Here is a 22107-nt window from a genome sequence, read left to right as displayed (position 1 = left end):
AGGAGACGACATGGACCCCCTCATCCGCCGCCAGACCCTGGCGGACCTGCTGCATCGCACGGCCCGGCGCCTGCCCGGCAAGCCGGGCCTGATCTGCGGCGACACGCGCTGGACGTTTGCCGAGTTCGACGCCGTGGTGGACCGCGTGGCCGCCGGACTGGCCGCGCTGGGCGTGGGCCACGCCACCCGCGTCGCGGTGCTGGCGCGCAACTCCCATGGCTTCGCCGCGCTGCGCTTTGCCCTGGCCCGGCTGGGCGCGGTGCTGGTGCCGATCAACTTCATGCTCAAGGCGGACGAGGTGGCCTACATCCTGCGGCATGCCCAGGCCGGCATCCTGGCCACCGATTCCGGCCTCGCCGATCTGGCCCGGGCCGCCGCGGCGCTGGACACGGCGGTGCGGCAGTTCATCTGGCTGCCCTCGGAAGACCCGTCGCCGCCGGTGGCCGGCATGGTGTCGTTCGACGCCCTGGCGCGCACGGCGGCGGCTCCGCCCCCGGTGGCCGTGCGCAGCGACGACCTGGCCCAGATCGTCTACACCAGCGGCACCGAGAGCATGCCCAAGGGCGCGATGCTCACGCACGACGCCATCATCTGGCAATACGCGAGCTGCGCGGTCGACGCCAGCATCGCCAGCGGTGACGTGATGCTGCACGCGCTGCCGCTCTACCACTGCGCCCAGCTCGACGTGTTCCTGGGCCCCTGCGTCTATGTGGGCGCCACCAGCATCATCACCGCCAAGCCCACGCCCGAGAACCTGCTGCCGTTGCTGCAGCGGCATGCCATCACCTCGTTCTTCGCGCCGCCCACGGTGTGGATCTCGCTGCTGCGCTCGCCGCTGTTCGATGGCACCGATCTCTCACGCCTGCGCAAGGGCTACTACGGCGCCAGCATCATGCCGGTGGAGGTGCTGCGCGAGCTCGCGCGGCGCCTGCCGGCGGTGGGCTTCTGGAACCTGTATGGCCAGACCGAGATCGCGCCGCTCGCCACCATGCTCGGCCCGGAGGACCAGCTGCGCAAGCCCGGCTCCTGCGGCCGCGCGGTGCTGAACGTGGAGACGCGCGTGGTCGACGACGCGCTGCGCGACGTGGCGCCCGGTGAGGTGGGCGAGATCGTGCACCGCTCGCCCCACCTGATGCTGGGCTACTTCCACGACGACGAGCGCACCCGCGCCGCTTTCGAGGGCGGCTGGTTCCACAGCGGCGACCTGGCCACCATCGACGAGGAGGGCTACATCACCGTCGTGGACCGCAAGAAGGACATGATCAAGACCGGCGGCGAGAACGTGGCCAGCCGCGAGGTGGAGGAGATGATCTACCGCCTGCCGGCCGTCAGCGAGGTGGCCGTGATCGGCGTGCCGCATCCGCGCTGGGTGGAGGCGGTGGTGGCGGTGGTGGTGCCCAAGGCGGGCCAGGCGCTCACTGAGCAGGCGGTCATGGACCACTGCACCGCGCACATGGCCGGCTTCAAGGCGCCCAAGGCGGTGGTGCTGGCCGAATCGCTGCCCAAGAACCCCAGCGGCAAGTTGCTCAAGCGCGAGCTGCGCACGCAGTACCAGGGCGTGTTCGCATAAGGGTGGCCTCAGGCCTCGGCCGTCGGCAGTGGCTTCACTTCTTCCAGCGGGCCCTCGCGCGTTTCGCCGAAGACGATGCGGCTGGGCGTGGCGAAGGCCGCGCGCGACAGGGCGCGGGCAGTGGCTACGGCGGCGCCGGCGCCGTCGCGACCCTTGCCCAGCGTGATGCCGATGCCGGCCTCGGCCACCCAGTCGGTGGCGACGGTGGCGCCCTCGGTGTCGCTGGCGGCGGTGTCCACGTGCACCGGCTGGGTGAGCGCGCGCAGCACGCGCGCGGCAATGTGCTTCAGCAGGGCCGGGTCGTCGGTCCGCATGAGCACCAGGAAGCCGTCATCGCCCAGGCGGCCCAGCTCGCTGCCCAGCGGCGCGGCGCGCCGCAGGCGCACGGCGCAGATGTAGAGCGCGTGGTTGTAGGCGGCGCGGCCGTGCAGGCTTTCCAGCGCGCCGAGGTTGGCCACCGAGACCGCGACCACGCCCAGCGGCATGGAAGGCCCGGCACGCAGGAAGCGGCCGACCAGCCGGCCGGCCTGCGCGTGCGAAGGCAGGCGCGTCACCGGGTCGAAGCTGGGTCCCTGGGCCATCACCTGCCGCAGGTCCAGCGCGTGGCTGTAGCGCATCCACATGGTCCAGCCCATCACGGTGACGTAGCCGATGCAGGCCGTTGCCGTGAGCCCATGCACCGCCACGGGCACGCGCCCGCCGTGGGTGTGGATCCACACCATGCCCACCAGGCTGGTCAGTGCCAGTGACACGCCACCCACCGAGAGCCACGCAATCGGGTTGCCGCGCAAGGCCTTGCGCAAGGCGGCGGCGGCCACCCACAGGCACTGCAGCGTCGCGTAGGCCGTGGCCAGCCACAGGCCTTCGCGCGCGGGCAGCAGCCACGAGACGCCCAGCACCACCGCGCCAGCCAGCAGCAGGGCGACCTGCAGGCGCTGGTCGGTGATGGGCTTGCGGTAGCTGCGCAGCACCAGCATGAGCTGCAGCATGAGCACCACGGTGCCCAGCACGTTCAGGTGGATCAGCCAGCGGGTCAGCACGGACTGGTCGCGCAGCGGCAGCAGGCCGACGTAGGCCAGCACGAAGAGCGCCGGCACCACCGAGTAGGTGACGCCCGCTGCCGCCAGCACGCGGAAGCCGCGCGCCGCCGCGCCCACGGCGGCGGCCAGCATGAAGGTGGCCACGGTGAAGAAGCCACCCCAGAATGCTGCGGCGAGCGGGTCCATCCGTTCCAGCGTAGCGCAGCCGGCGGCCGGCCGCCACTGCGGGCGTCCCGCAGGCGGCGTCGGCGCGATTGGCGGCGCGCGCCGGGCGCCAGGCGGCGTCAGCCGCCGTCCCGGAAGGCCAGCGGCGACAGGCCCGTCCAGGCCTTGAAGGCGCGGCCGAAGCTCTTCTCGTTGCGGAAGCCGACCGCGGCGGCCACCTGCTTCAGGGGGCGGGTGGTGCGCAGCAGCATGTCGCGCGCACGCTCCAGGCGCACCTCGTCCTTCAGCTGCTGCAGGCTGGCACCCTCCTCCTTCAATTGCCGGTGCAGGGTGCGCGGCGACACGTTCAGCAGGGCGCCCAGGCCCTCGGCGCTGTGCGCCTGTGCCGGGTGCGCGGCCAGCGCCTGGCGCACCTGCGGCACCAGCAGGCGGTCCCGCCGGTAAGGCAGCACGGTGATGGAGAGCGCGCGCTGCAGCATCTGCGCCAGGGCCCGCTCGTCGCGGCGCAGCGGCAGCGCCAGGTAGCCGGCGTCGAAGCGCACCTCGCCACGCGGTGCACCGAAGGTGATCGGCCCGGGAAACATGTGGGCGTAGGCATCGGCATGCGGCGGTGCGGCAAAGGGAAAGTCGGTCCCCAGCAGGGGAATGCGCGAGTCCACGTACCAGCAGGCCAGTCCGTGGATGTTGCGCAGCACGAAGGCCAGGCTCAGCTCGCGCAGCTCGGCCGGCAGGGGCGCACGCTCGACGTGGGAGACCACGGCCTGACCGTCGCGCACGTCGACGCCGAGCGCGATGTCGTCGGTCAGCAGGCCGTGATGGCGGCACCAGCGCTTGAGCGCCACGCCCAGCGTGGGCGCAGTGAGCGAGGCACGGGCCAGCATGCCGTAGCTGCCCCAGGGCAGGCGGCGGCGGAAGGCGCCCAGGCCCTCGTCGTCCAGCTCCTGCATCGCGTGGGCGGAGAGCTGCTCCATCTGGCGGGCGGTCATGCGCGCCTCGGCGCGCTGCAGCTGGGCTGGCGTGATCTGTGCCAGGCGAAGCGCCGGCGCCGGATCCAGTGCGCGCTGCCGGTAGGCGGCGGCGATGGCCCGTGCGAAAGCCATGGGCGTCACGGCCGCCGGCGTGGCACGGCTGGGAGAGGGGCGGGGCCGTTGCGCGGTGGGCATCGGCCGAGTGTGGCCGGCGTTGGCACGATTTGCAACCTGTGCGGCAACCCCGGGCCGACCCGCTGGCCTAAGCTGTCGGGGCCGCGCTATCGTGCGGCGTGCCGTGACCCGAGGAGACAGCGTGCCCACCCTGCGTTCCCAGTTGAACCCCCGTTCCGCCGACTTCCAGGCCAACGCCGCCGCCATGGCGGCCATGGTCGATGACCTGAATGCCCAGATCGCCCTGCATGCGGCCGGCGGCGGCGAGGCCGCTCGCAAGAAGCACTCGGCCCGCGGCAAGCTGCCGCCGCGCGAGCGCGTTCAGATGCTGCTGGACCCCGGCACCCCCTTCCTGGAGATCGGGCCGCTGGCCGCGCACGGCATGTACCTCAACAAGGAAGGCGTCATGGACGCGCCCTGCGCCGGCATCATCACCGGCATCGGCCGCGTGAATGGGGTCGACTGCGTGGTGGTCTGCAACGATGCCACCGTCAAGGGTGGCACCTACTACCCCATGACGGTGAAGAAGCACCTGCGCGCGCAGGAGATCGCCTTCCAGAACCGGCTGCCCTGCGTCTACCTGGTGGATTCCGGCGGCGCCAACCTGCCCAACCAGGACGAGGTATTCCCGGACCGCGAGCACTTCGGCCGCATCTTCTACAACCAGGCCAACCTCAGCGCCCAGGGCATCGCGCAGATCGCGGTCGTCATGGGCTCGTGCACCGCCGGTGGCGCCTACGTGCCGGCCATGAGCGACGAGACCATCATCGTCAAGGAGCAGGGCACCATCTTCCTGGGCGGCCCGCCGCTGGTGAAGGCGGCCATCGGCGAGGTGGTGAGCGCCGAAGACCTGGGTGGCGGCGACGTGCACACGCGCCTGTCCGGCGTGGCCGACCACCTGGCCCAGAACGACGAACACGCGCTGGCCATCGCCCGCGACATCGTGGGCACGCTCAACCGGCCCAAGCAGCCGGTGGTGCAACTGCGCACGCCGCGGCCGCCGCGCTTCGACGCGAAGGAGCTGCATGGCGTGATCCCCACCGATGCGCGCAAGCCTTTCGACGTGCGCGAGATCATTGCCCGCATCGTGGACGACAGCGAGTTCCACGAGTTCAAGGCGCGCTTCGGTGCCACGCTGGTGTGCGGCTTCGCGCACATCGAGGGCATGCCGGTGGGCATCGTCGCCAACAACGGCATCCTGTTCTCGGAGTCGGCGCAGAAGGGCGCGCACTTCATCGAGCTGTGCTGCCAGCGCAAGGTGCCGCTGGTCTTCCTGCAGAACATCACCGGCTTCATGGTGGGCCGCAAGTACGAGAACGAGGGCATCGCGCGCCATGGCGCCAAGATGGTCACGGCCGTGGCCACCGCCACCGTGCCCAAGTTCACCGTCATCATCGGCGGCAGCTACGGGGCGGGCAACTACGGCATGTGCGGGCGCGCCTACTCGCCGCGCTTCCTGTGGATGTGGCCGAACGCGCGCATCAGCGTGATGGGCGGCGAGCAGGCGGCCAGCGTGCTCGCCACCGTCAAGCGCGACGGCATCGAAGGTCGCGGCGGCAGCTGGAGCGCCGAGGAGGAGGCGGCCTTCAAGAAGCCGCTGCTGGAGCAGTTCGCGCACCAGTCGCACGCGTACTTCGCGAGTGCCCGCCTGTGGGATGACGGCGTGATCGACCCGGCCGACACCCGCCGCGTGCTGGCGCTGGGCCTGTCGGCCGCGCTGAATGCGCCGATTCCGGAGCCGAAGTTCGGGGTGTTCCGGATGTAGAATGTGTATCTTGGAAGATTATCATACACATCATGCGCACCAACATCGACATTGACGATGCGCTCATGGCCGATGCCATGAAGGCAGGCCCCTTCCAGACCAAGAAGGACGCGGTCGAGGCCGGCCTGCGCCTGCTCAAGCGCCAGGCGGCCTACCGGGAGATCCTCAAGTGGGAGGGGCGCCTCCGCTGGGAGGGGGGCGAAGACGTGGACTGGACAGCGCCGGCCGGCGCTGCCCCGTTGCTGGCCCAGGAGCCAGCGCCAAGGCGCGCCCGTGCTCGTCGTTGACGCCAGCGTCTGGATCGACTTCTTCAACGGCCGCGAGAGCGCGGGTCGCGTGGCCTTGCGCCGGCTGCTGAACGAGGGTGAGGTGCGTGTGGTCGTGCCGGATCTCGTGCTGTACGAGGTGCTTCGCGGCTTCCGCCACGAAAGGGATCATCGCAACGCCCGCGCGCTGATGGAAAGCCTGGACATCGAGGTGATCGGCGGCCATGCACTGGCGGTCTCGGCTGCCCAGCACTACCGCGCCCTGCGCGCGCAGGGCATCACCGTCCGCAGCGCGGTCGACGTGCTCGTGGCCACCTTCTGCATCGAGAACGACTACGCCCTGCTGCACGACGACCGCGACTTCACCGCCTTCGAGCAGCTGCGCGGCCTGCGGGCCTGGATCCACTGAGAGAGAGAAGGACACGCCTTGGACTCCATCTACCTCACCCCCGAGCACGAGCTGCTGCGCGACCAGGTGGCGAAGTTCATCGCCCGCGAGGTCGAGCCGCATGGCGACCGCTGGGAAGAGCAGGGCTTCGTGCCGCGCGAGGTGCTGCGCCGCATGGGCGCCGCCGGCCTGCTGGGCCTGATGTACGAGCCGGCCTACGGCGGTGGCGGCGCGGATGCCCTCACCAACCTCGTGTTCGCCGAGGCGCTGTCGCAATCCACCTACGCCGGCTTCATCATCACCGTGCTCGTGCACACCGACATGGCGGGGCCGCACCTGCACCACGCGGGCCACCCGGCGCAGAAGGACCGGTACCTGCGCGCCGTGTGCGCCGGCGAGAAGATCTGCGCCGTGGGCATCACCGAGCCGGGCGCCGGCTCCGATGTCGCGGGCATCCGCACGACCGCGCGGCGCGACGGCGATCACTGGGTGCTCAACGGCACCAAGATGTTCATCACCAACGGCGTGCACGCCGACCTGTACTTCGTGGCCGCGAAGTCGGGCCCGGGCAAGCGCGAGGTCTCGATGTTCATCGTCGAGAAGGGCACGCCGGGCTTCAGTGTCGGCCGCGCGCTGAAGAAGACCGGCTGGCTCTCGTCCGACACCGCTGAACTGGTGTTCGACAACGTGCGCGTGCCGGCCTCGCACCTGCTGGGCGAGGAGGGCAAGGGCTTCTACTCGGTGATGAAGAACTTCCAGACCGAGCGCATCGCGCTGGCCGCCATGGCGGTGGGCCATTGCCAGCGGGCCATCGCACTCACCCTCGACTACGTGCGCCAGCGCCAGGCCTTCGGCGGGCCGCTGTGGAACCAGCAGTCCATCCGCCAGCGGCTGTCGATGATGGACGCGAAGACGCGCGCCGCACGGCAGTTCATGTACCACTGCGCGTGGCGGGTCACGCAGGGCCACGATATCGTGCAGGATGTCTCCATGCTCAAGGCGCTGACTGGTGAGCTGGTCAACGAGGTGGTGCAGACCTGCCAGCAGTTCCACGGCGGCATGGGCTACATCCGCGAGACCGCCATCGAGCGCCTGTGGCGCGATGCACGGGTGCTGGCCATCGGTGGCGGTGCCACCGAGGTCATGCTGGAAGAAGTGGCCAAGCGCTATTGATGATCCATGGACAAGCCCAGATGACCCTCCCCCTCTTCACCCCCGGCTTCGCGCGCGCGCTGGCCACTGGCGCGTGGCTGGCACTGGCCGCGCTCGGTGCCCACGGGCAGCTGCAGCCGCCGGCGCCGGCCCCGGCGCAGTCCTCGGCCATCGGGGCCGCGACGGACCTGGACGCCGGCCTCAACGAATCGGTCATCACGCTATCGAAGAAGGTCGGCCCCTTCACCGTCGACCTGGAGACCACGGTCTACCGGCCCGATGGCGACGGCCCGTTCCCGGTGGCGATCATCAATCATGGCAAGGCGACGGGCGATGCCCGTTTCCAGGGGCGCTACCGGCCGGCCCAGGCCGCGCGCTACTTCCTGCAGCGGGGCTACGCGGTGGTGGTGCCGATGCGGCAGGGTTTCTCCAAGTCGTCCGGCAGCTACGTCACCGGCCAGTGCCATGTGGAGAGCAACGGTCGCCTGCAGGCCGAGGATGTGCAGGCCGTGCTGTCGCAACTGGCCACGCTGCGCTGGGCCGACCGCGAGCGGATCGTGGTGGTCGGTCAGTCCCACGGCGGATGGACCACGCTGGCGCTGGGGGCCACGCAGCCGGCCGGCGTGAAGGGGCTGGTCAATTTCGCCGGCGGCCTGCGCCAGGAGACCTGCCCTGGCTGGCGTGACAACCTGGTCGATGGCGCCGCGGCCTATGGCCGCACGACGCGGCTGCCCTCGCTCTGGTTCTACGGCGACAACGACAGCTTCTTCGACCGCGACACCTGGACCCGCATGCATGCCCGCTACACGGAGGCGGGTGCGCGCGCGCAGCTGGTGGCCTTCGGCAGCTTCGGCACCGATGCGCACAACCTGTTCGCCTCGCGCGAGGGCACCAGCATCTGGCAGCCCGAGCTGAGCCGCTTCCTCGCGGCCATCGGCCTGCCGCACGAGGTGCGCTCCGAGTACGCGCACTACGGCCAGCGGGGCGGCCTGCTGCCGCCGCCGCGCACCGACCACGCGCCGCTGGACGAGGTGATGCGCGTGCCGTACCTGCGCAACAACGGCCGCGGCGGCTACCAGGCTTTCCTGGCCAAGCCGACGCCGCGGGCCTTTGCCATCGCGCCCAACGGCGCCTGGGGCTGGGCCGAAGGCGGTGACGACCCGCTGCAGCGCGCCCTGGACAACTGCAACCGGCATGCGGCGGCAGGTGGTTGCCGCCTGTATGCCGTGGACGACTACGTGGTCTGGAAGGAAACCCCATGAAGAACCTGCTGCTGCACGTGCAAGGCGGTATCGCCACCGTCACCCTCGACCGCCCGGAGATGCGCAACGCCTTCAATGACGAGGTGATCGCCGAGCTGGCCGACACCTTCGCCAGCCTCGGCGCCCGCGACGATGTGCGCTGCATCGTGCTGGCGGCCAACGGCCCCGCCTTCTGCGCCGGCGCCGACCTGAACTGGATGAAGCGCATGGCCGACTACAGCCGCGAGGAGAACGTGGCGGACGCCACCGGCCTGGCCGCGATGCTGCGCACGATCTACCAGTGCCCCAAACCCACTATCGCCAAGGTGCAGGGCGACGTGTATGCCGGCGGCACCGGCCTGGTGGCCGCCTGCGACATCGCCGTCGCGGTGGAGACGGCGGGCTTCTGCCTGAGCGAGGTGAAGCTGGGCCTGATTCCGGCCACCATCAGCCCGTACGTGATCCGCGCCATGGGGGCGCGCGCGGCACACCGCTACTTCCTCACCGCCGAGCGCTTCAGCGCCGCGGAGGCGCACCGCATCGGCTTCATCCACGAGGTGGTGGCGTCCGAGGCGCTGGACGACCGCGTGGCCGAACTCGCGAAGCTGCTGGTCAACGCCGGCCCCGCCGCCATGAAGGCCTGCAAGCGCCTGGTGCAGCAGGTGGCCGGCGCCGAGATCGACGACGCGCTGATCGAGTCCACCGTCGAGCAGATCGCCGACATCCGTGCCAGTGCCGAAGGCCGCGAGGGCGTGCAGTCCTTCCTCGGCAAGCGCAAGCCCGCCTGGCTGCTGGCCAGCTGAGCGCACCCGTCGCCCGCCGTCATGGAAGCCTGGAAGGACCTGCTCGACGCACCGCAGCTGCTGGCGCTGGCGGCCGCGCTGGGCTGGCTGAGCGGCATCCGGCTGTACGCGGTGGTGTTCCTGGTCGGCGCGGCCGGCTACCTGGGCTGGTGGACGCTGCCGGCGGGCCTGCAGATCCTGCAGCACCCGGCGGTGCTCGCGGCGGCCGGCTTCATGTGCTTCATCGAGTTCTTCGCCGACAAGGTGCCGCTGGTCGATTCGGTGTGGGACGTGGTCCATACCGTGATCCGCATTCCCGCAGGTGCCGCACTGGCCGCCGCCGCGCTCGGCGCCGAAGGCCAGGCCGCGGCTTGGGTGGCCGCCATCCTGGGCGGCACGCTCGCGGCCACCGCGCACACCACCAAGATGACCACGCGTGCCGCGGTCAACACCTCGCCCGAGCCGTTCTCCAACATCGGCGTCTCGCTGCTGGAGGACGGTTTCACCGTGTTCCTGCTCTGGCTGGCCGCCACGCAACCGCTGGTGTTCGCGCTCGTGCTGCTGCTCACCGTCGCGGTGTCGGTGCTGCTGCTCGTCGTGCTGTTCCAGTTCCTGCGCGCGGTGCTCTCGCGCCTGCAGGCGTTCTTCGCGGGCACACGCTCGCCCCAAGGAAGCTGACCCATGTTCAAGAAGATCCTGATCGCCAACCGTGGTGAGATCGCCTGCCGCGTCGCGGCCACCGCGCGCCGCCTGGCCGTGCGCACCGTGGCCGTGTACTCCGACGCCGACTCGAACGCCAAGCATGTGGCCGCCTGCGATGAGGCCGTGCACATCGGCGGCAGCGCCCCGCGTGACAGCTACCTGCAGTGGGAACGCATCATCGCGGCGGCCAAGGCCACCGGCGCCGAGGCCATCCACCCGGGCTACGGCTTCCTGAGCGAGAACGAGGGCTTCGCGGCCGCCTGCCACGAGGCCGGCATCGTCTTCATCGGCCCGCCCGCCTCCGCGATCCAGGCCATGGGCCTGAAGGCGGAGTCCAAGCAACTGATGGAGAAGGCCGGCGTGCCGCTGGTGCCCGGCTACCACGGCGCTGACCAGGATCCCGAGCTGCTGCAGCGCGAGGCGGATCGCATCGGCTACCCGGTGCTCATCAAGGCCAGCGCGGGCGGTGGCGGCAAGGGCATGCGGGCGGTGGAGAAGGCTGGGGATTTCGCCGCGGCGCTCGCCTCCTGCCAGCGCGAGGCGCGCAACAGCTTCGGCGATGCCGCGGTGCTGATCGAGAAGTACGTCACCCGGCCCCGCCACGTGGAGATCCAGGTCTTCGGCGACACCTTCGGCAACTACGTCTGGCTGTTCGAGCGCGATTGCTCCGTGCAGCGCCGGCACCAGAAGGTGCTGGAGGAGGCACCCGCCCCCGGCATGACCGAGGCCCTGCGCCAGCGCATGGGAGAGGCGGCCGTGGCCGCCGCCCGCGCGGTGAAGTACGTGGGCGCGGGCACGGTGGAGTTCATCGTCGAGCAGCGCCACGGCGAGATGAACTTCTTCTTCATGGAGATGAACACGCGACTGCAGGTGGAGCACCCGGTCACCGAGGCCATCACCGGGCTGGACCTGGTCGAGTGGCAGCTGCGCGTGGCCTCGGGTGAGCCCCTGCCACTGCGCCAGGACGACCTGCGCATCCACGGTCACGCCATCGAGGCCCGCATCTGCGCCGAGAACCCCGAGAAGAACTTCCTGCCCGCTACCGGCACACTCGCCGTGTATCGCAAGCCGGCTGCCACCGCGTTCACCCATGGCGCCGTGCGCATCGACGACGGCGTGCGCGAGGGCGATGCGATCTCGCCGTTCTACGACTCGATGATCGCCAAGCTCATCGTGCACGGGGCGACGCGTGAGGAGGCACTGGCCCGCCTCGACGCCGCCCTGGCGCAGACGCGCATCGTGGGCCTGGCCACCAACGTGCAGTTCCTGCGCCACGTGGTGAAGTGCCGTTCGTTCGCCCAGGCGGATCTGGACACGGCGCTGATCCAGCGCGAGCAGGCGGCGCTGTTCGGCCAGCAGCCGGTGGGCCTGCCGGTGGCCGCCGCCGCCGCGGTGGCGCGCACGCTGCTCGATGAGCAGGCGCGCGCCGGCACCGACCCGTTCAGCCGGCGCGACGGCTGGCGCTCGCATGGCGTCGCCTCGCGCCGCTTCGCCTTCGAGTTCGGCGGCCAGCACACCGATGCCGTGCTGACCTACCTGCACGATGGCGCGCTGCGGCTGGCCGTGGGCGTGGACGCGCGGCCGCTGGCCTTCCAGGCCGCCGGGGATGCCATCGACCTGCACTTCGGCGCCGACCGCATCCGCGTGCATGTGCACGTGCAGGGCGAGACCGACCACGTGTTCACCACCGACGGCGCCGCGGCCATCCTCTCCATCGACACCCTGGCCCATGCCGGCGAGGGTGCGGTCGAGGGCGGCCGGCTCACCGCGCCCATGCCGGGCAAGGTGGTCTCGTTCGCGGTGAAGGCCGGCGACACGGTGACCAAGGGCCAGGCGCTGGCGGTGATGGAGGCGATGAAGATGGAGCACACCATCGCCGCGCCCGCCGATGGCACGGTAGCCGAACTGCTGTACGCGCCCGGTGACCAGGTGGCCGAGGGCGCGGAGCTGCTGAAGTTGAGCGTCTAGGCATCCGGCGGCCCCGGCGCATCTGGGTTAAGGTCACGCGCCATGCGCATCCTTTTCTGTGCCTCCCATACCAAGGCGGCCCCCTGGCTGGACGCCCTGCGCGCCGCCCTGCCCGGCGCCGACGTGCAGGAGTGGCAGCCCGGCGCGCCAGCGGCCGAGCACGCGGTGGTGTGGTCGCCGCCGCAGCAGTTCTTCGACGAGCAGCCGGGCCTGAAGGTGATCTTCAACATGGGCGCCGGCGTCGATGCCCTGCTGTCGCTGGAGCTCCCGCGTGACGCCCTGGTCGTGCGGCTCGACGATGCCGGCATGTCGGTGCAGATGGCCGAGTTCGTCTGCCATGCGGTGATCCGCCACTTCCGCGAGCTGGACCAGTACGCGCGCGATGTCGCCGTGGGCCGCTGGTCGTACCGCCGCCCTCGCGCGCGGGCAGACTACCCAGTGGGCATCATGGGCCTGGGGGTGCTGGGCGAGCGCGTGGCGCGCGCGGTGGCGCAGTTCGAGTTCCCGGTGCGTGGCTGGAGCCGCAGCCCCAAGGCGATCCCGGGCGTGCAGTGCTACGCGGGCGCCGAGGAGCTGGACGAGTTCCTGGCGGCCACGCGCATCCTGGTGTGCCTGCTGCCGCTCACGCCGGACACGGCCGACATCCTGAACCGCCGCACGCTCTCACAGCTCATCCCGGGTGCCTACGTCGTGAACGTGGCACGCGGCGGCCACCTGGTGGACGAGGACCTGCTGGCCCTGCTGGACGAAGGCCACATCGCCGGCGCCACGCTGGACGTGTTCCGTGAGGAACCGCTGCCGCGTGACCACGCCTTCTGGCGGCACGAGGCGATCACCGTCACGCCGCACACCTCCGCGCGGACCCTGCGCGAGGAGACGGTGGCGCAGATCGTCGACAAGATCCACGCCCTCGGCCGTGGCGAGGCCATCGCCGGCGTGGTGGATCGCCAGCGCGGCTACTGACCCCCGCATCGAATGGAGAGATGAACATGCAACTGCCAACCCGCGTGAAGCTGGTGGACGTGGGCCCGCGCGACGGCCTGCAGAACGAGAAGGGCACGGTGCCGGCCGCCGTCAAGATCGAGCTGGTGCACCGCCTGCAGGCGGCCGGCCTGAAGGAGATCGAGGTCACGAGTTTCGTGTCGCCCAAGTGGGTGCCGCAGATGGCCGACAACGCCGAGGTGATGGCCGGCGTGCAGCGCCAGCCCGACGTGCGCTACTCGGTGCTCACGCCCAACCTCAAGGGTTTCGAGGCCGCGGCCGCCTGCCGGCCTGACGAGGTGGTGGTGTTCGGCGCCGCGAGCGAAGCCTTCAGCCAGCGCAACATCAACTGCTCCATCGCCGAGAGCATCGAGCGCTTCGCGCCGGTGGTGGAGGCTGCGCGCGCCCAGGGCATCGCGGTGCGCGGCGCCATCTCCACCGCGGTCGGCTGCCCCTACGAGGGCGAGGTGTCGCCGGAGCGGGTGGGCTACGTCGCCCGCCTCATGAAGCAGATCGGCGTGCAGCACGTGGGCGTGTGCGACACCATCGGCGTGGGCACGCCGCGCAAGGTGCAGGCCGCGATGGAGGCGGCGCTGGCGCACTACGAGCTGGACGAGGTCTCGGGCCACTTCCACGACACCTACGGCCAGGCGCTCGCCAATACGCTGGCCAGCCTGGAAATGGGCGTGTGGCAGTACGACACCTCCGTCGCCGGCCTCGGCGGCTGCCCGTACGCCAAGGGCGCGACTGGCAACGTGGCGACCGAAGACGTGGTCTACCTGCTGCACGGCATGGGCATCGAGACCGGCGTCGACCTGGATCGCCTGATCGACGCCGGCCAGTACATCAGCGACTTCCTCGGCCGCAAGCCGAACTCGCGCGCGGCCACGGCCATCCTGAACAAGCGGGCGGGTTGAGGCGCCGGGGGCGGATCGCATGGCCGACATGCGCACGGCGCCCCTGTCTTCGACGCTGGCCTTCGTGCCGGCGCCGCCGGATCTCGCGCCGGCGATGCTGGGCGTGGTCGTGCAGCAGGCCGGGCCGGGGCACGCGGTGGCCGTCCCGGCGCATGCGCTGGCCCTCTGCACGGTGGTGCTGTCGACGGGCGCCGGGCCGGGCGGATCGGCCTTCGTCACGGGCAGCGCCACGCAGGGGCGCCGGGTGGAGGCGCCGGCGGGCCTCTCGCTCAGCGTGTTGTGGCGCGCCAGCGTGCTGCCGCGGCTGAGCGGCGAGCCGGCCAGCACCTTCACCGATCAGGTGTTCGACGCGCAGGATCTGTTCGAGCCCCTGCCGCTCGCGCAGTGGCAGGCCTGCGCCGCGGACGGCCCGGCTGGCCCCGGTGTGCTGGCGGGGCCTGTCTTCGACTGGGCGCGCCGGGTGCTCGCTTCGATGGCGGCGCCGCGTCCGGCCGCGGCACGCTTTGCGCAGGCACTCGCCGCGTGGCGCCCCCAGCTGGGTCAGGGCCTGCCCGACGGTTGGGGTGAGCGCCAGTGGCAGCGCGCCTGCCGTGATGAACTGGGTGTGCACCCGGGCCTGCTGCGGCGGCTGGCCCGGCTGCATGCCAGCGTGCGTGCGCAGGCGGACCACCCGGCCCGCTGGGCCGAGCATGCGGCGGATGCCGGGTTCAGCGACCAGGCGCATCTCGCGCGGGAGTATCGGGAGCTGGCGGGCCTGACGCCCTCCCGCGGGCAGGGCGTCGATGCGTTGCGGCTGAGTGCACAGGCCCTGGCCCCCCGCTTCTTCGGCGCCTGACGGATTTTTTCAAGACGGGCGCACGCAGGCCCGCTACGCTGGCCCCATGCCGATGCCGCACGAGATCCAGCACCAGATCGACATCCAGGTTCCGCCCTCCGTGGCCTACCAGGCCTATGCCGACGTGGCCCGATGGTCCGAGTGGGACCCCGACACGCGCGCCGCCGCGCTGGAAGGGCCGCCGGTGGCGGGCACGGACGGGTGGCTGCAGCCCCGCAAGGGCCTGCGGGTGCGCATGCGGGTCACCGAGGCGCGGCCGGGTGAGGTGTTCACCGTCGTCTGCCCGGTGCTGGGCAGCCGCATGCGCTTTGCGCATCGCATCGAGGCCCTGGCCGACCGCGTGCGCGTGACCCACCACGTGCGCTTTGAAGGCTGGCTGGCCCCTGTGCTGGCTGCGACCGTGGGCCGTGACGTGCAGAAGGGGCTGCCCGTGACGCTGCAGCGCTTGAAGCACCACCTGGAGCAAGGGTCAGGCGCGCCCGGCTAACATGCGCGCATGTGCGGATCCGAACTGAGCCAGCTGCCTGAAGGCGTGCAGCGCGTCGCGCGCGTGCTGCAGGAGAAGGGCCATCCCCATGCCCCCGTGATGCTGGACGACGCCGCGCGCACCGCGCAGCAGGCGGCCGATGCGCTGGGGATCCACGTGGGGCAGATCGCCAAGAGCATCATCTTCCGCCGCAAGTCGGACGACGCGGCGGTGCTGGTCATTGCCTCCGGTGACCGGCGGGTGGATGAGAAGAAGGTGGATGCCATCGTCGGCAAGACCGGCCGCGCGGATGCCGAGTTCGTGAAGGCGAAGACGGGGTTCACCATCGGGGGTGTCTCGCCCGTGGCGCATGCGCAATCGCCGGTGACGCTGATCGACCGCGAGCTGTTCCGGTTCGAGGAGATCTGGGCCGCGGCCGGCCATCCGCATGGCGTGTTCAAGCTGCGCCCGCACGACCTGGAGCGCCTCACGGGCGCGCCGGTGGCGGATGTGGTCACCGCCGTCGTCCCCGCGCAGGCGGGGACCCAAGAGGTGCCGGCGGGCAAAACCCTTCGGGATTCCCGCCTGCGCGGGAATGACGGGGAGTCATGACACCCTCTCAGCGCGATACGCTGGCCGCCCGCTGGCAAGCCGTGGTCCGCGGCGGAGAGCCGGTGTCCCCCTGCAATGGCGTGTGCCGCATCGATGCGGACACCGCGCTGTGCGCCGGCTGCCTGCGCACCATCGACGAGATCACGGCCTGGAGCACGCTGCCCCTGGCCGGTCGGCGCGCGGTGTGGCTCGCCATCGCGCAGCGCGGGGCCCTGGCGGGAGTGACGGCCGAATGAAGCCCATCACCTGCTGGCTCGACTTCATCTCGCCCTATGCCTACCTGGCGTTCGAGCACCTGCCCGTGGCCCTGCAGGGCCTGAGCTACCGCGTGGACTACCGGCCGGTCCTGTTCGCGGGCCTGCTCAAGCACCACGGCCAGCTCGGCCCGGCGGAGATCCCGGGCAAGCGCACGTGGACGTACCGCCAGGTGCAGTGGCTCGCGCGCACGCACGGCATCCCCCTCGATCTGCCGGCCGCGCACCCCTTCAACCCGCTCGGCCTGCTGCGTCTCGCGGTCGCCTGTGGCCGCGACGGGCTGGCCAACCGCTATGTGTGCGAGACCGTGTTCCGCCATGCGTGGCGCGGCGGTGCCGATGCGGCCGACGCCGCGCGGCTGCAGGCGCTCACCGCGCAGCTCGCCCCCGCGCGGGATCCGTCGGGTGACGAAGTGAAGGCCGAGCTGAAGTCCAACACCGATGCAGCCATCGCGGCGGGCCTGTTCGGTGTGCCCACGTTCACCGTGGACGATCAGGTGTTCTGGGGCTTCGATGCACTGCCGCTCCTGCGCGCGTGGATCGAGGGTGACGCCTGGTTCGCCGATCCGCGCTGGATGCACGCCGGGGATCGGCCGGGCGCGCAGCGGCCCCGCTGAGCAGGCCTCGCATATCCGGACGCCCGTCCGGTTCGGGGGCCTGAGGCCTTCCTTCATCGCATCATGAAACGCGCCCTCAGGGTTTACCCCTGACTGGTAAGTGCGTGTTCAGATTCACGCAAGCCATCGTTGGTTTGGGGTCAGGGCTGGGTCAGAGCGGACGCGAAGAATCCGCATCCACGCATCCGCCGGATGCACCCCCCTTTTGAGGAGACAAACCATGGCAAGCGCAGTGGCCGAGAACCGGCCCATGACCCCGGAGGAGAAGAAGGTCATCTTCGCCTCGTCGCTCGGCACCGTGTTCGAGTGGTACGACTTCTACCTGTACGGCTCGCTGGCGGCCATCATCGCCAAGCAGTTCTTCAGCGGCCTCGACGCGGGCTCGGCGTTCATCTTCGCGCTGCTGGCCTTCGCCGCCGGCTTCATCGTGCGTCCGTTCGGCGCCATCGTGTTCGGCCGCCTGGGCGACATGATCGGCCGCAAGTACACCTTCCTGGTCACCATCCTGATCATGGGCCTGTCGACCTTCATCGTCGGCATCCTGCCCACGTACGCCAGCATCGGCGTGGCCGCCCCGGTCATCCTGATCGGCCTGCGTCTGCTCCAAGGCCTGGCGCTGGGCGGTGAGTACGGCGGCGCGGCCACCTACGTGGCCGAGCATGCCCCGCACGGCAAGCGCGGCGCCTACACGGCGTGGATCCAGACCACCGCCACGCTGGGCCTGTTCCTGTCGCTGATGGTCATCCTGGGCACCCGCACCGCCATCGGCGAAGCGGCCTTCGCCGACTGGGGCTGGCGTGTTCCGTTCATCGTCTCCATCGCGCTGCTGGCCATCTCGGTGTGGATCCGCCTGAGCATGAACGAGTCGCCCGCCTTCCAGAAGATGAAGGCAGAGGGCAAGACCTCCAAGGCGCCGCTGACCGAGTCCTTCGGCCAGTGGAAGAACCTGAAGATCGTGATCCTGGCGCTGATCGGCCTGACCGCCGGCCAGGCCGTGGTGTGGTACTCGGGCCAGTTCTACGCGCTGTTCTTCCTGACGCAAGCCCTCAAGGTCGATGGCGCCACCGCCAACATCCTGGTGGCCGCCTCGCTGCTGATCGGCACGCCGTTCTTCATCGTCTTCGGCGCGCTGTCCGACAAGATCGGCCGCAAGCCCATCATCATGGCCGGCTGCCTGCTGGCCGCGCTGACCTACTTCCCGGTGTTCGAGGCGCTGACCAAGGCCGCCAACCCCGACCTGCACGCTGCCCAGCAGAAGAACAAGGTGGTCGTGACCGCCGATCCGGCCGAGTGCTCGTTCCAGTTCAACCCGACCGGCACCGTCAAGTTCACCAGCTCGTGCGACATCGCCAAGCAGGTGCTGGCCGGCGCTTCGGTGAGCTATGAGAACGCCGTGGCCGCCGCCGGCACGCCCGCCACCATCAAGGTGGGCGAGACGGTGATCCCGGGCTACAGCAGCAAGGGTCTCTCCGCCGATGAAGCGAAGAAGAAGGACGCCGAGTTCAAGAAGGGCGTGGCCGACGCGCTGAAGGCGGCGGGCTACCCGACCAAGGCCGATCCGGCCAAGGTGGACAAGGTCATGATCGTCGTCATCCTCACCTACCTGGTGCTGCTGGTGACCATGGTCTACGGCCCGATCGCCGCCATGCTGGTGGAACTGTTCCCGACCCGCATCCGCTACACCTCGATGAGCCTGCCGTACCACATCGGCAACGGCTGGTTCGGCGGCCTGCTGCCCACCACCGCCTTCGCCATCGTGGCGCAGACCGGCAACATGTACAACGGCCTGTGGTACCCGATCATCATCGCCGCCGCGACCTTCGTCATCGGCACGCTGTTCGTGAAGGAAACCAAGGACGTGGACATCTACGCGCAGGATTGATCGCGCAAGCGAGGACTCTCGCTGAAGGGCCCTGCGAAGGGCCCTTTGTCGACAGACTCAAAGGAACATCACCATGTGGAAGATCGCAGTCGGATTCGTCGCCTTCGCGGCGCTCGCCATGTTCGTCATCATGAAGGGCGGGGACAACCTCGACATGGGCGGCGAGAAGCACGGCGCCGATGCGGTGCACGCGCCGGCGGCCCCGGCCTCAGCGGCGGCGCCTGCTGCGGCCGCTGCGCCCGCAGCGTCGACGCCCGCGCCTGCCGCGGCGCCCGCCTCCGCGGCCAAGTAAGCCCGTTCGCGGCGCGCGTTCAACGCAGGCGAACGAAGGCCGGCTCCAGCGCGCGGATCCGCTCGGCCGCCTGCGACTGGCAGTGCTGGCAGGCCACCTGCTGGAAGATCGCCGCGCGGAGCAGCCACAGCTCCTGCGCGCTGGCCGCCTGGCGCAGCCGCCAGCGCAGGCGTTCGCTTTCGCTGCCCCTGCAATCCGCCAGGCTGGCAATGGCCTGTTGCCGGGCCTCCTCGAGCTCGATGGCCGGCGGGGACGGCAGTGCCGGCGTGTCGTGGCTGCCCAGGCTGGAGAGCCAGCGGGTCCAGGTCGACATGATCGCTTCCATGGCGCGCGCTCAGCGGCGGAAGCGCCCTTCGGCGGTGACGATGGAGAGGTCCGCGAAGTCCAGGCCGGTGTGGTCCTCGGGCGAGAAGTTCAGCTCCAGCCCGCCCAGGTCGAAGCGGCGCATCGATTCCAGCGCGGCCTGCACCTTCTCGCGCGTGGGCTTGGGGCCGGCGCGGCGCAGCGCCTCCATCAGCACCTTGCCGGCCGCGAAGCCTTCCAGCATCGCCGGGCTCACTTCGGCCAGGCCCTGCTCGCGCGCCAGTTCCATCGCCTCCTTCACGAACGGGTAGGCATACGAGCGCTCGTAGGGAAACACCTGCGTGACGATGACGCCGCGGCCCTGGTCGCCCAGGCTCTTCACGAAGCCGGAGGAGGCGTTGTTGGACAGCGTGACCACCTGCGCCGCCGAGCCCGCGGTGCGCAGGGCCTTCACGCCGTCGGCGACGGCGGAGCCGCTGCCGATCCACACCACGGCCTGGCTGCGCGCCTGCACCAGCGGCGGCACGAGCTGCGCGTAGTCGGGCTTGGCGCGGTCGGCCTTGAGCACGGCCACCGCCTTCAGGCCCGACTTGGCAAAGCCCTTGTTCGCGCCTTCCAGGCCGTCGCGGCCGAACGAGTCGTCGGCATGCACGACCGCGATGCGCTCGATGCCCAGGGTGTGCAGATGCACGATGGCTTTCTCGGCCTCGCGCTGGTAGGTGGCGCGCACGTTGAAGACATGCCGGCGCACCGGCTGGTGCAGCACCATCGCCCCGGTGGAAGGCGCCACCAGCGGCACGCCATGCTGGTCCAGCAGCGGCAGGATGGCCTCGGTGTGCGGCGTGCCGCGCGTGAGGAAGAGGGCGACCACGCCTTTGCCCTCGATCAGCTCGCGCGCGTTCTCGGCGGCCTGCTTCGGCTCGAAGCGGTCGTCCAGCGACACCAGCTCCACCTTCTGGCCGTTCACGCCGCCGCGCGCGTTGACGTGCTGGATCCACAGCCGCGCGCCGTCGGTCGTCTCCTTCACGCCCGCGGCCACCGGCCCGCTGAAGCCCGCCGTCTGGCCCACCACGATCTGGCCCCAGGCCGCGCCCGCCAGCAGCACCGCGGCGCCCGCAGCCCACCAGCGCATCCACTTGCATCCGTTCATGGCTTGTCTCCTGTCGTTCAGCCTGTTGTCAGGAAAGTCTAGGCAGTGAACAAGGCCCGGCCACTGTGGAAACTGCGTTGTGGGAACTACGTGGTGGAAACCCACATGACAGATCCAGGCGGAGCGCCCTCCCTAGAATGTTTGGCCTTGTCTTGAAGGACCCTCTGCATGACCCAGGGAAGCATCCGCATCCGCGGCGCCCGCCAGCACAACCTGAAGAACCTGGACGTCGATCTGCGCACGGGGGAGCTGACCGTCGTCACCGGCCCCAGCGGATCCGGCAAGTCCAGCCTGGTCTTCGACACGCTCTACGCCGAGGGCCAGCGCCGCTACGTGGAGACCTTCTCCGCCTACGCGCGCCAGTTCCTGGACCGCATGGACAAGCCCGCGGTGGACCGCATCGAGGGCGTGCCGCCCGCCATCGCCATCGACCAGACGAATCCGGTGCGCTCCTCGCGCTCCACCGTCGGCACGATGACGGAGCTGAACGATCACCTGAAGCTGCTGTTCGCGCGCGCGGCCGACCTGTTCGACCGCCAGACGGCGCGGCCCGTGCGGCATGACAGCCCCGAGACGATCTATGCCGAGCTGATGGCGCGCACGAAGGCCGTGCCCGATGGCGCCGAAGAGCCGCGCCTGGTGCTCACCTTCCCGGTGGAGCTGCCGGCGGGTACGAGCGACGCGGAGATCGAGCAGTGGCTCGCCGCCAGCGGCTTCACCCGCGTGCACGCCCGGCGCGAGGTGGCCACGCCCACCGGCCCGCGCCAGATGCTGGACGTGGTGGCGGACCGCTTCCGCATCCACAGCGTGGAGAAGGCGCGCGCCGTCGAGGCGATCGAGGTCGCGTTGCGGCGCGGGGCGGGGCGGCTGACGGTGTATGCCGCCGACGACGTGTGGAAGTTCTCCACCGGCCTGCACTGCCCCGAGAGCGACATCCGCTACGCGGACCCCGTGCCCTCGATGTTCTCGTTCAACTCGCCGGTGGGCGCGTGCGAGGCCTGCCGCGGCTTCGGCCGGGTGATCGGGGTCGACTACAACCTGGTCATCCCGAACGACAAGCTCACGCTGCGCGCGGGTGCGATCAAGGTGTTCCAGACGCCCGCCTGGGCCGAGCAGCAGGACGACCTGATGCGCCACGCCGAATCCGCCGGCATCCCGCGCGACACGCCCTGGTACAAGCTCACGCCCGAGCAGAAACACTGGGTCATCCACGGCACGCCGGGCTACAAGAACGGCAACTGGAACAAGCAGTGGTACGGCGTGAAGCGGTTCTTCGAGTACCTGGAGACCAAGGCCTACAAGATGCACATCCGCGTGCTCTTGTCCAAGTACCGCAGCTACACCCCTTGCGAGACCTGCGGCGGCGCACGCCTGAAGACCGACAGCCTGCTGTGGCGCCTGGGCAGCCGCGCCGATGCCGATGCGGTGCTGCCGGCCGCGCGGCGATTCCTGCCCGCGGGCACCGGCTGGTCGCGCGAGCAGCTGGAGGCGCTGCCGGGCCTGTGCCTGCATGACCTGATGCTGCTGCCCATTGACCGGCTGCGGCAGTTCTTCGAGCGCATCGCGCCGGCCTCGCGCCCCGCGGACGCCGGCGCTGGCGACGCGCAGGCGCTGAAG

The 22107-nt window shown here is 70.5% G+C and carries 22 protein-coding genes and 1 pseudogene; 19 read left to right on the top strand and 4 right to left on the bottom strand.

What is annotated here, in order from left to right:
* The first annotated feature begins 10 nt into the window (after window positions 1-10).
* A complete protein-coding gene (locus ACE3T5_RS07140; RefSeq protein WP_374665933.1) occupies window positions 11-1570 on the top strand; it encodes an acyl-CoA synthetase in 1560 nt (519 codons plus the stop codon).
* 8 nt (window positions 1571-1578) lie between these two features.
* Here the strand turns inward: ACE3T5_RS07140 and ACE3T5_RS07135 are convergent, their stop codons facing one another.
* Window positions 1579-2796: a GGDEF domain-containing protein gene (locus ACE3T5_RS07135; protein WP_374665931.1), complete on the bottom strand. Its 1218-nt coding sequence runs from the start codon at window positions 2794-2796 to the stop codon at window positions 1579-1581.
* Window positions 2797-2894: 98 nt separating this feature from the next.
* On the bottom strand, window positions 2895-3938 hold the full coding sequence (locus ACE3T5_RS07130; protein ID WP_374665929.1) for an AraC family transcriptional regulator: 1044 nt from the start codon (window positions 3936-3938) through the stop codon (window positions 2895-2897).
* A 184-nt stretch (window positions 3939-4122) separates the two neighbouring features.
* Between ACE3T5_RS07130 and ACE3T5_RS07125 the strand changes: the two genes are divergently transcribed.
* The 17 genes from ACE3T5_RS07125 (at window position 4123) to ACE3T5_RS07045 (ending at window position 19037) form a co-directional block, all read left to right on the top strand.
* Complete coding sequence (locus ACE3T5_RS07125) at window positions 4123-5682, top strand: carboxyl transferase domain-containing protein (RefSeq protein ID WP_374666009.1); 1560 nt, start codon at window positions 4123-4125, stop codon at window positions 5680-5682.
* A gap of 32 nt (window positions 5683-5714) precedes the next feature.
* Window positions 5715-5969 carry a type II toxin-antitoxin system VapB family antitoxin gene (locus tag ACE3T5_RS07120; RefSeq protein ID WP_374665927.1) on the top strand — a complete coding sequence of 85 codons (255 nt, stop codon included), beginning with the start codon at window positions 5715-5717 and terminating at the stop codon, window positions 5967-5969.
* Window positions 5956-6357, top strand: a complete 402-nt coding sequence (locus tag ACE3T5_RS07115; protein ID WP_374665925.1) for a PIN domain nuclease — start codon at window positions 5956-5958, stop codon at window positions 6355-6357. Before ACE3T5_RS07120 ends, ACE3T5_RS07115 begins: the two co-directional genes overlap by 14 nt.
* An 18-nt stretch (window positions 6358-6375) precedes the next feature.
* Window positions 6376-7509, top strand: a complete 1134-nt coding sequence (locus ACE3T5_RS07110) for an acyl-CoA dehydrogenase family protein (protein ID WP_374665923.1) — start codon at window positions 6376-6378, stop codon at window positions 7507-7509.
* A gap of 20 nt (window positions 7510-7529) precedes the next feature.
* Window positions 7530-8750: a dienelactone hydrolase family protein gene (locus ACE3T5_RS07105; protein WP_374665921.1), complete on the top strand. Its 1221-nt coding sequence runs from the start codon at window positions 7530-7532 to the stop codon at window positions 8748-8750.
* Complete coding sequence (locus tag ACE3T5_RS07100) at window positions 8747-9532, top strand: enoyl-CoA hydratase/isomerase family protein (RefSeq protein WP_374665919.1); 786 nt, start codon at window positions 8747-8749, stop codon at window positions 9530-9532. The genes ACE3T5_RS07105 and ACE3T5_RS07100 overlap by 4 nt, the downstream gene beginning before the upstream one ends.
* A 21-nt stretch (window positions 9533-9553) precedes the next feature.
* Window positions 9554-10189, top strand: a complete 636-nt coding sequence (locus ACE3T5_RS07095) for a DUF4126 domain-containing protein (RefSeq protein ID WP_374665917.1) — start codon at window positions 9554-9556, stop codon at window positions 10187-10189.
* Window positions 10190-10192: 3 nt separating this feature from the next.
* Window positions 10193-12181, top strand: coding sequence for an acetyl-CoA carboxylase biotin carboxylase subunit (locus tag ACE3T5_RS07090; RefSeq protein WP_374665915.1), 1989 nt, complete (start codon window positions 10193-10195; stop codon window positions 12179-12181).
* Between the two features lie 42 nt (window positions 12182-12223).
* The gene (locus ACE3T5_RS07085) at window positions 12224-13144 is read left to right on the top strand and encodes a 2-hydroxyacid dehydrogenase (protein ID WP_374665913.1); all 921 of its coding nucleotides are present in this window, start codon (window positions 12224-12226) and stop codon (window positions 13142-13144) included.
* Between the two features lie 20 nt (window positions 13145-13164).
* Entirely contained in the window at window positions 13165-14079 is a 915-nt protein-coding gene (locus tag ACE3T5_RS07080) for a hydroxymethylglutaryl-CoA lyase (protein ID WP_374665911.1), read from the top strand.
* 28 nt (window positions 14080-14107) lie between these two features.
* Complete coding sequence (locus ACE3T5_RS07075) at window positions 14108-14914, top strand: helix-turn-helix domain-containing protein (protein ID WP_374665909.1); 807 nt, start codon at window positions 14108-14110, stop codon at window positions 14912-14914.
* A gap of 46 nt (window positions 14915-14960) precedes the next feature.
* Window positions 14961-15401 carry an SRPBCC family protein gene (locus ACE3T5_RS07070; protein ID WP_374665907.1) on the top strand — a complete coding sequence of 147 codons (441 nt, stop codon included), beginning with the start codon at window positions 14961-14963 and terminating at the stop codon, window positions 15399-15401.
* A gap of 9 nt (window positions 15402-15410) precedes the next feature.
* Window positions 15411-15992 (top strand): YbaK/EbsC family protein, encoded by a 582-nt coding sequence (locus ACE3T5_RS07065; RefSeq protein WP_374665905.1) that lies wholly within the window; start codon window positions 15411-15413, stop codon window positions 15990-15992.
* Window positions 15989-16228, top strand: a complete 240-nt coding sequence (locus tag ACE3T5_RS07060; RefSeq protein WP_374665903.1) for a DUF1289 domain-containing protein — start codon at window positions 15989-15991, stop codon at window positions 16226-16228. The genes ACE3T5_RS07065 and ACE3T5_RS07060 overlap by 4 nt, the downstream gene beginning before the upstream one ends.
* Window positions 16225-16863, top strand: coding sequence for a 2-hydroxychromene-2-carboxylate isomerase (locus ACE3T5_RS07055; protein ID WP_374665901.1), 639 nt, complete (start codon window positions 16225-16227; stop codon window positions 16861-16863). The genes ACE3T5_RS07060 and ACE3T5_RS07055 overlap by 4 nt, the downstream gene beginning before the upstream one ends.
* Window positions 16864-17083: 220 nt before the next feature.
* Window positions 17084-18745 (top strand): MFS transporter, encoded by a 1662-nt coding sequence (locus ACE3T5_RS07050; RefSeq protein ID WP_374665899.1) that lies wholly within the window; start codon window positions 17084-17086, stop codon window positions 18743-18745.
* A gap of 73 nt (window positions 18746-18818) precedes the next feature.
* The gene (locus tag ACE3T5_RS07045) at window positions 18819-19037 is read left to right on the top strand and encodes a hypothetical protein (protein ID WP_374665897.1); all 219 of its coding nucleotides are present in this window, start codon (window positions 18819-18821) and stop codon (window positions 19035-19037) included.
* A 19-nt stretch (window positions 19038-19056) separates the two neighbouring features.
* On the opposite strand, the gene ACE3T5_RS07040 is transcribed toward ACE3T5_RS07045, so the two are convergent.
* Both ACE3T5_RS07040 and ACE3T5_RS07035 read right to left on the bottom strand, forming a co-directional pair.
* Window positions 19057-19350 (bottom strand): hypothetical protein, encoded by a 294-nt coding sequence (locus ACE3T5_RS07040; protein WP_374665895.1) that lies wholly within the window; start codon window positions 19348-19350, stop codon window positions 19057-19059.
* A gap of 21 nt (window positions 19351-19371) precedes the next feature.
* Window positions 19372-20490 (bottom strand): ABC transporter substrate-binding protein, encoded by a 1119-nt coding sequence (locus tag ACE3T5_RS07035; RefSeq protein WP_374665893.1) that lies wholly within the window; start codon window positions 20488-20490, stop codon window positions 19372-19374.
* 168 nt (window positions 20491-20658) lie between these two features.
* Between ACE3T5_RS07035 and ACE3T5_RS07030 the strand changes: the two are divergent.
* Window positions 20659-22107, top strand: a pseudogene (locus ACE3T5_RS07030) (excinuclease ABC subunit A); the annotation flags it as partial.

This window comes from Ramlibacter sp., from assembly GCF_041916345.1.
In the GTDB taxonomy this organism is placed as follows: Bacteria; Pseudomonadota; Gammaproteobacteria; order Burkholderiales; family Burkholderiaceae_C; genus Ramlibacter.
Note: the sequence above shows the minus strand (reverse complement) of the source record. Positions and strands in the feature narration are given on the sequence as shown.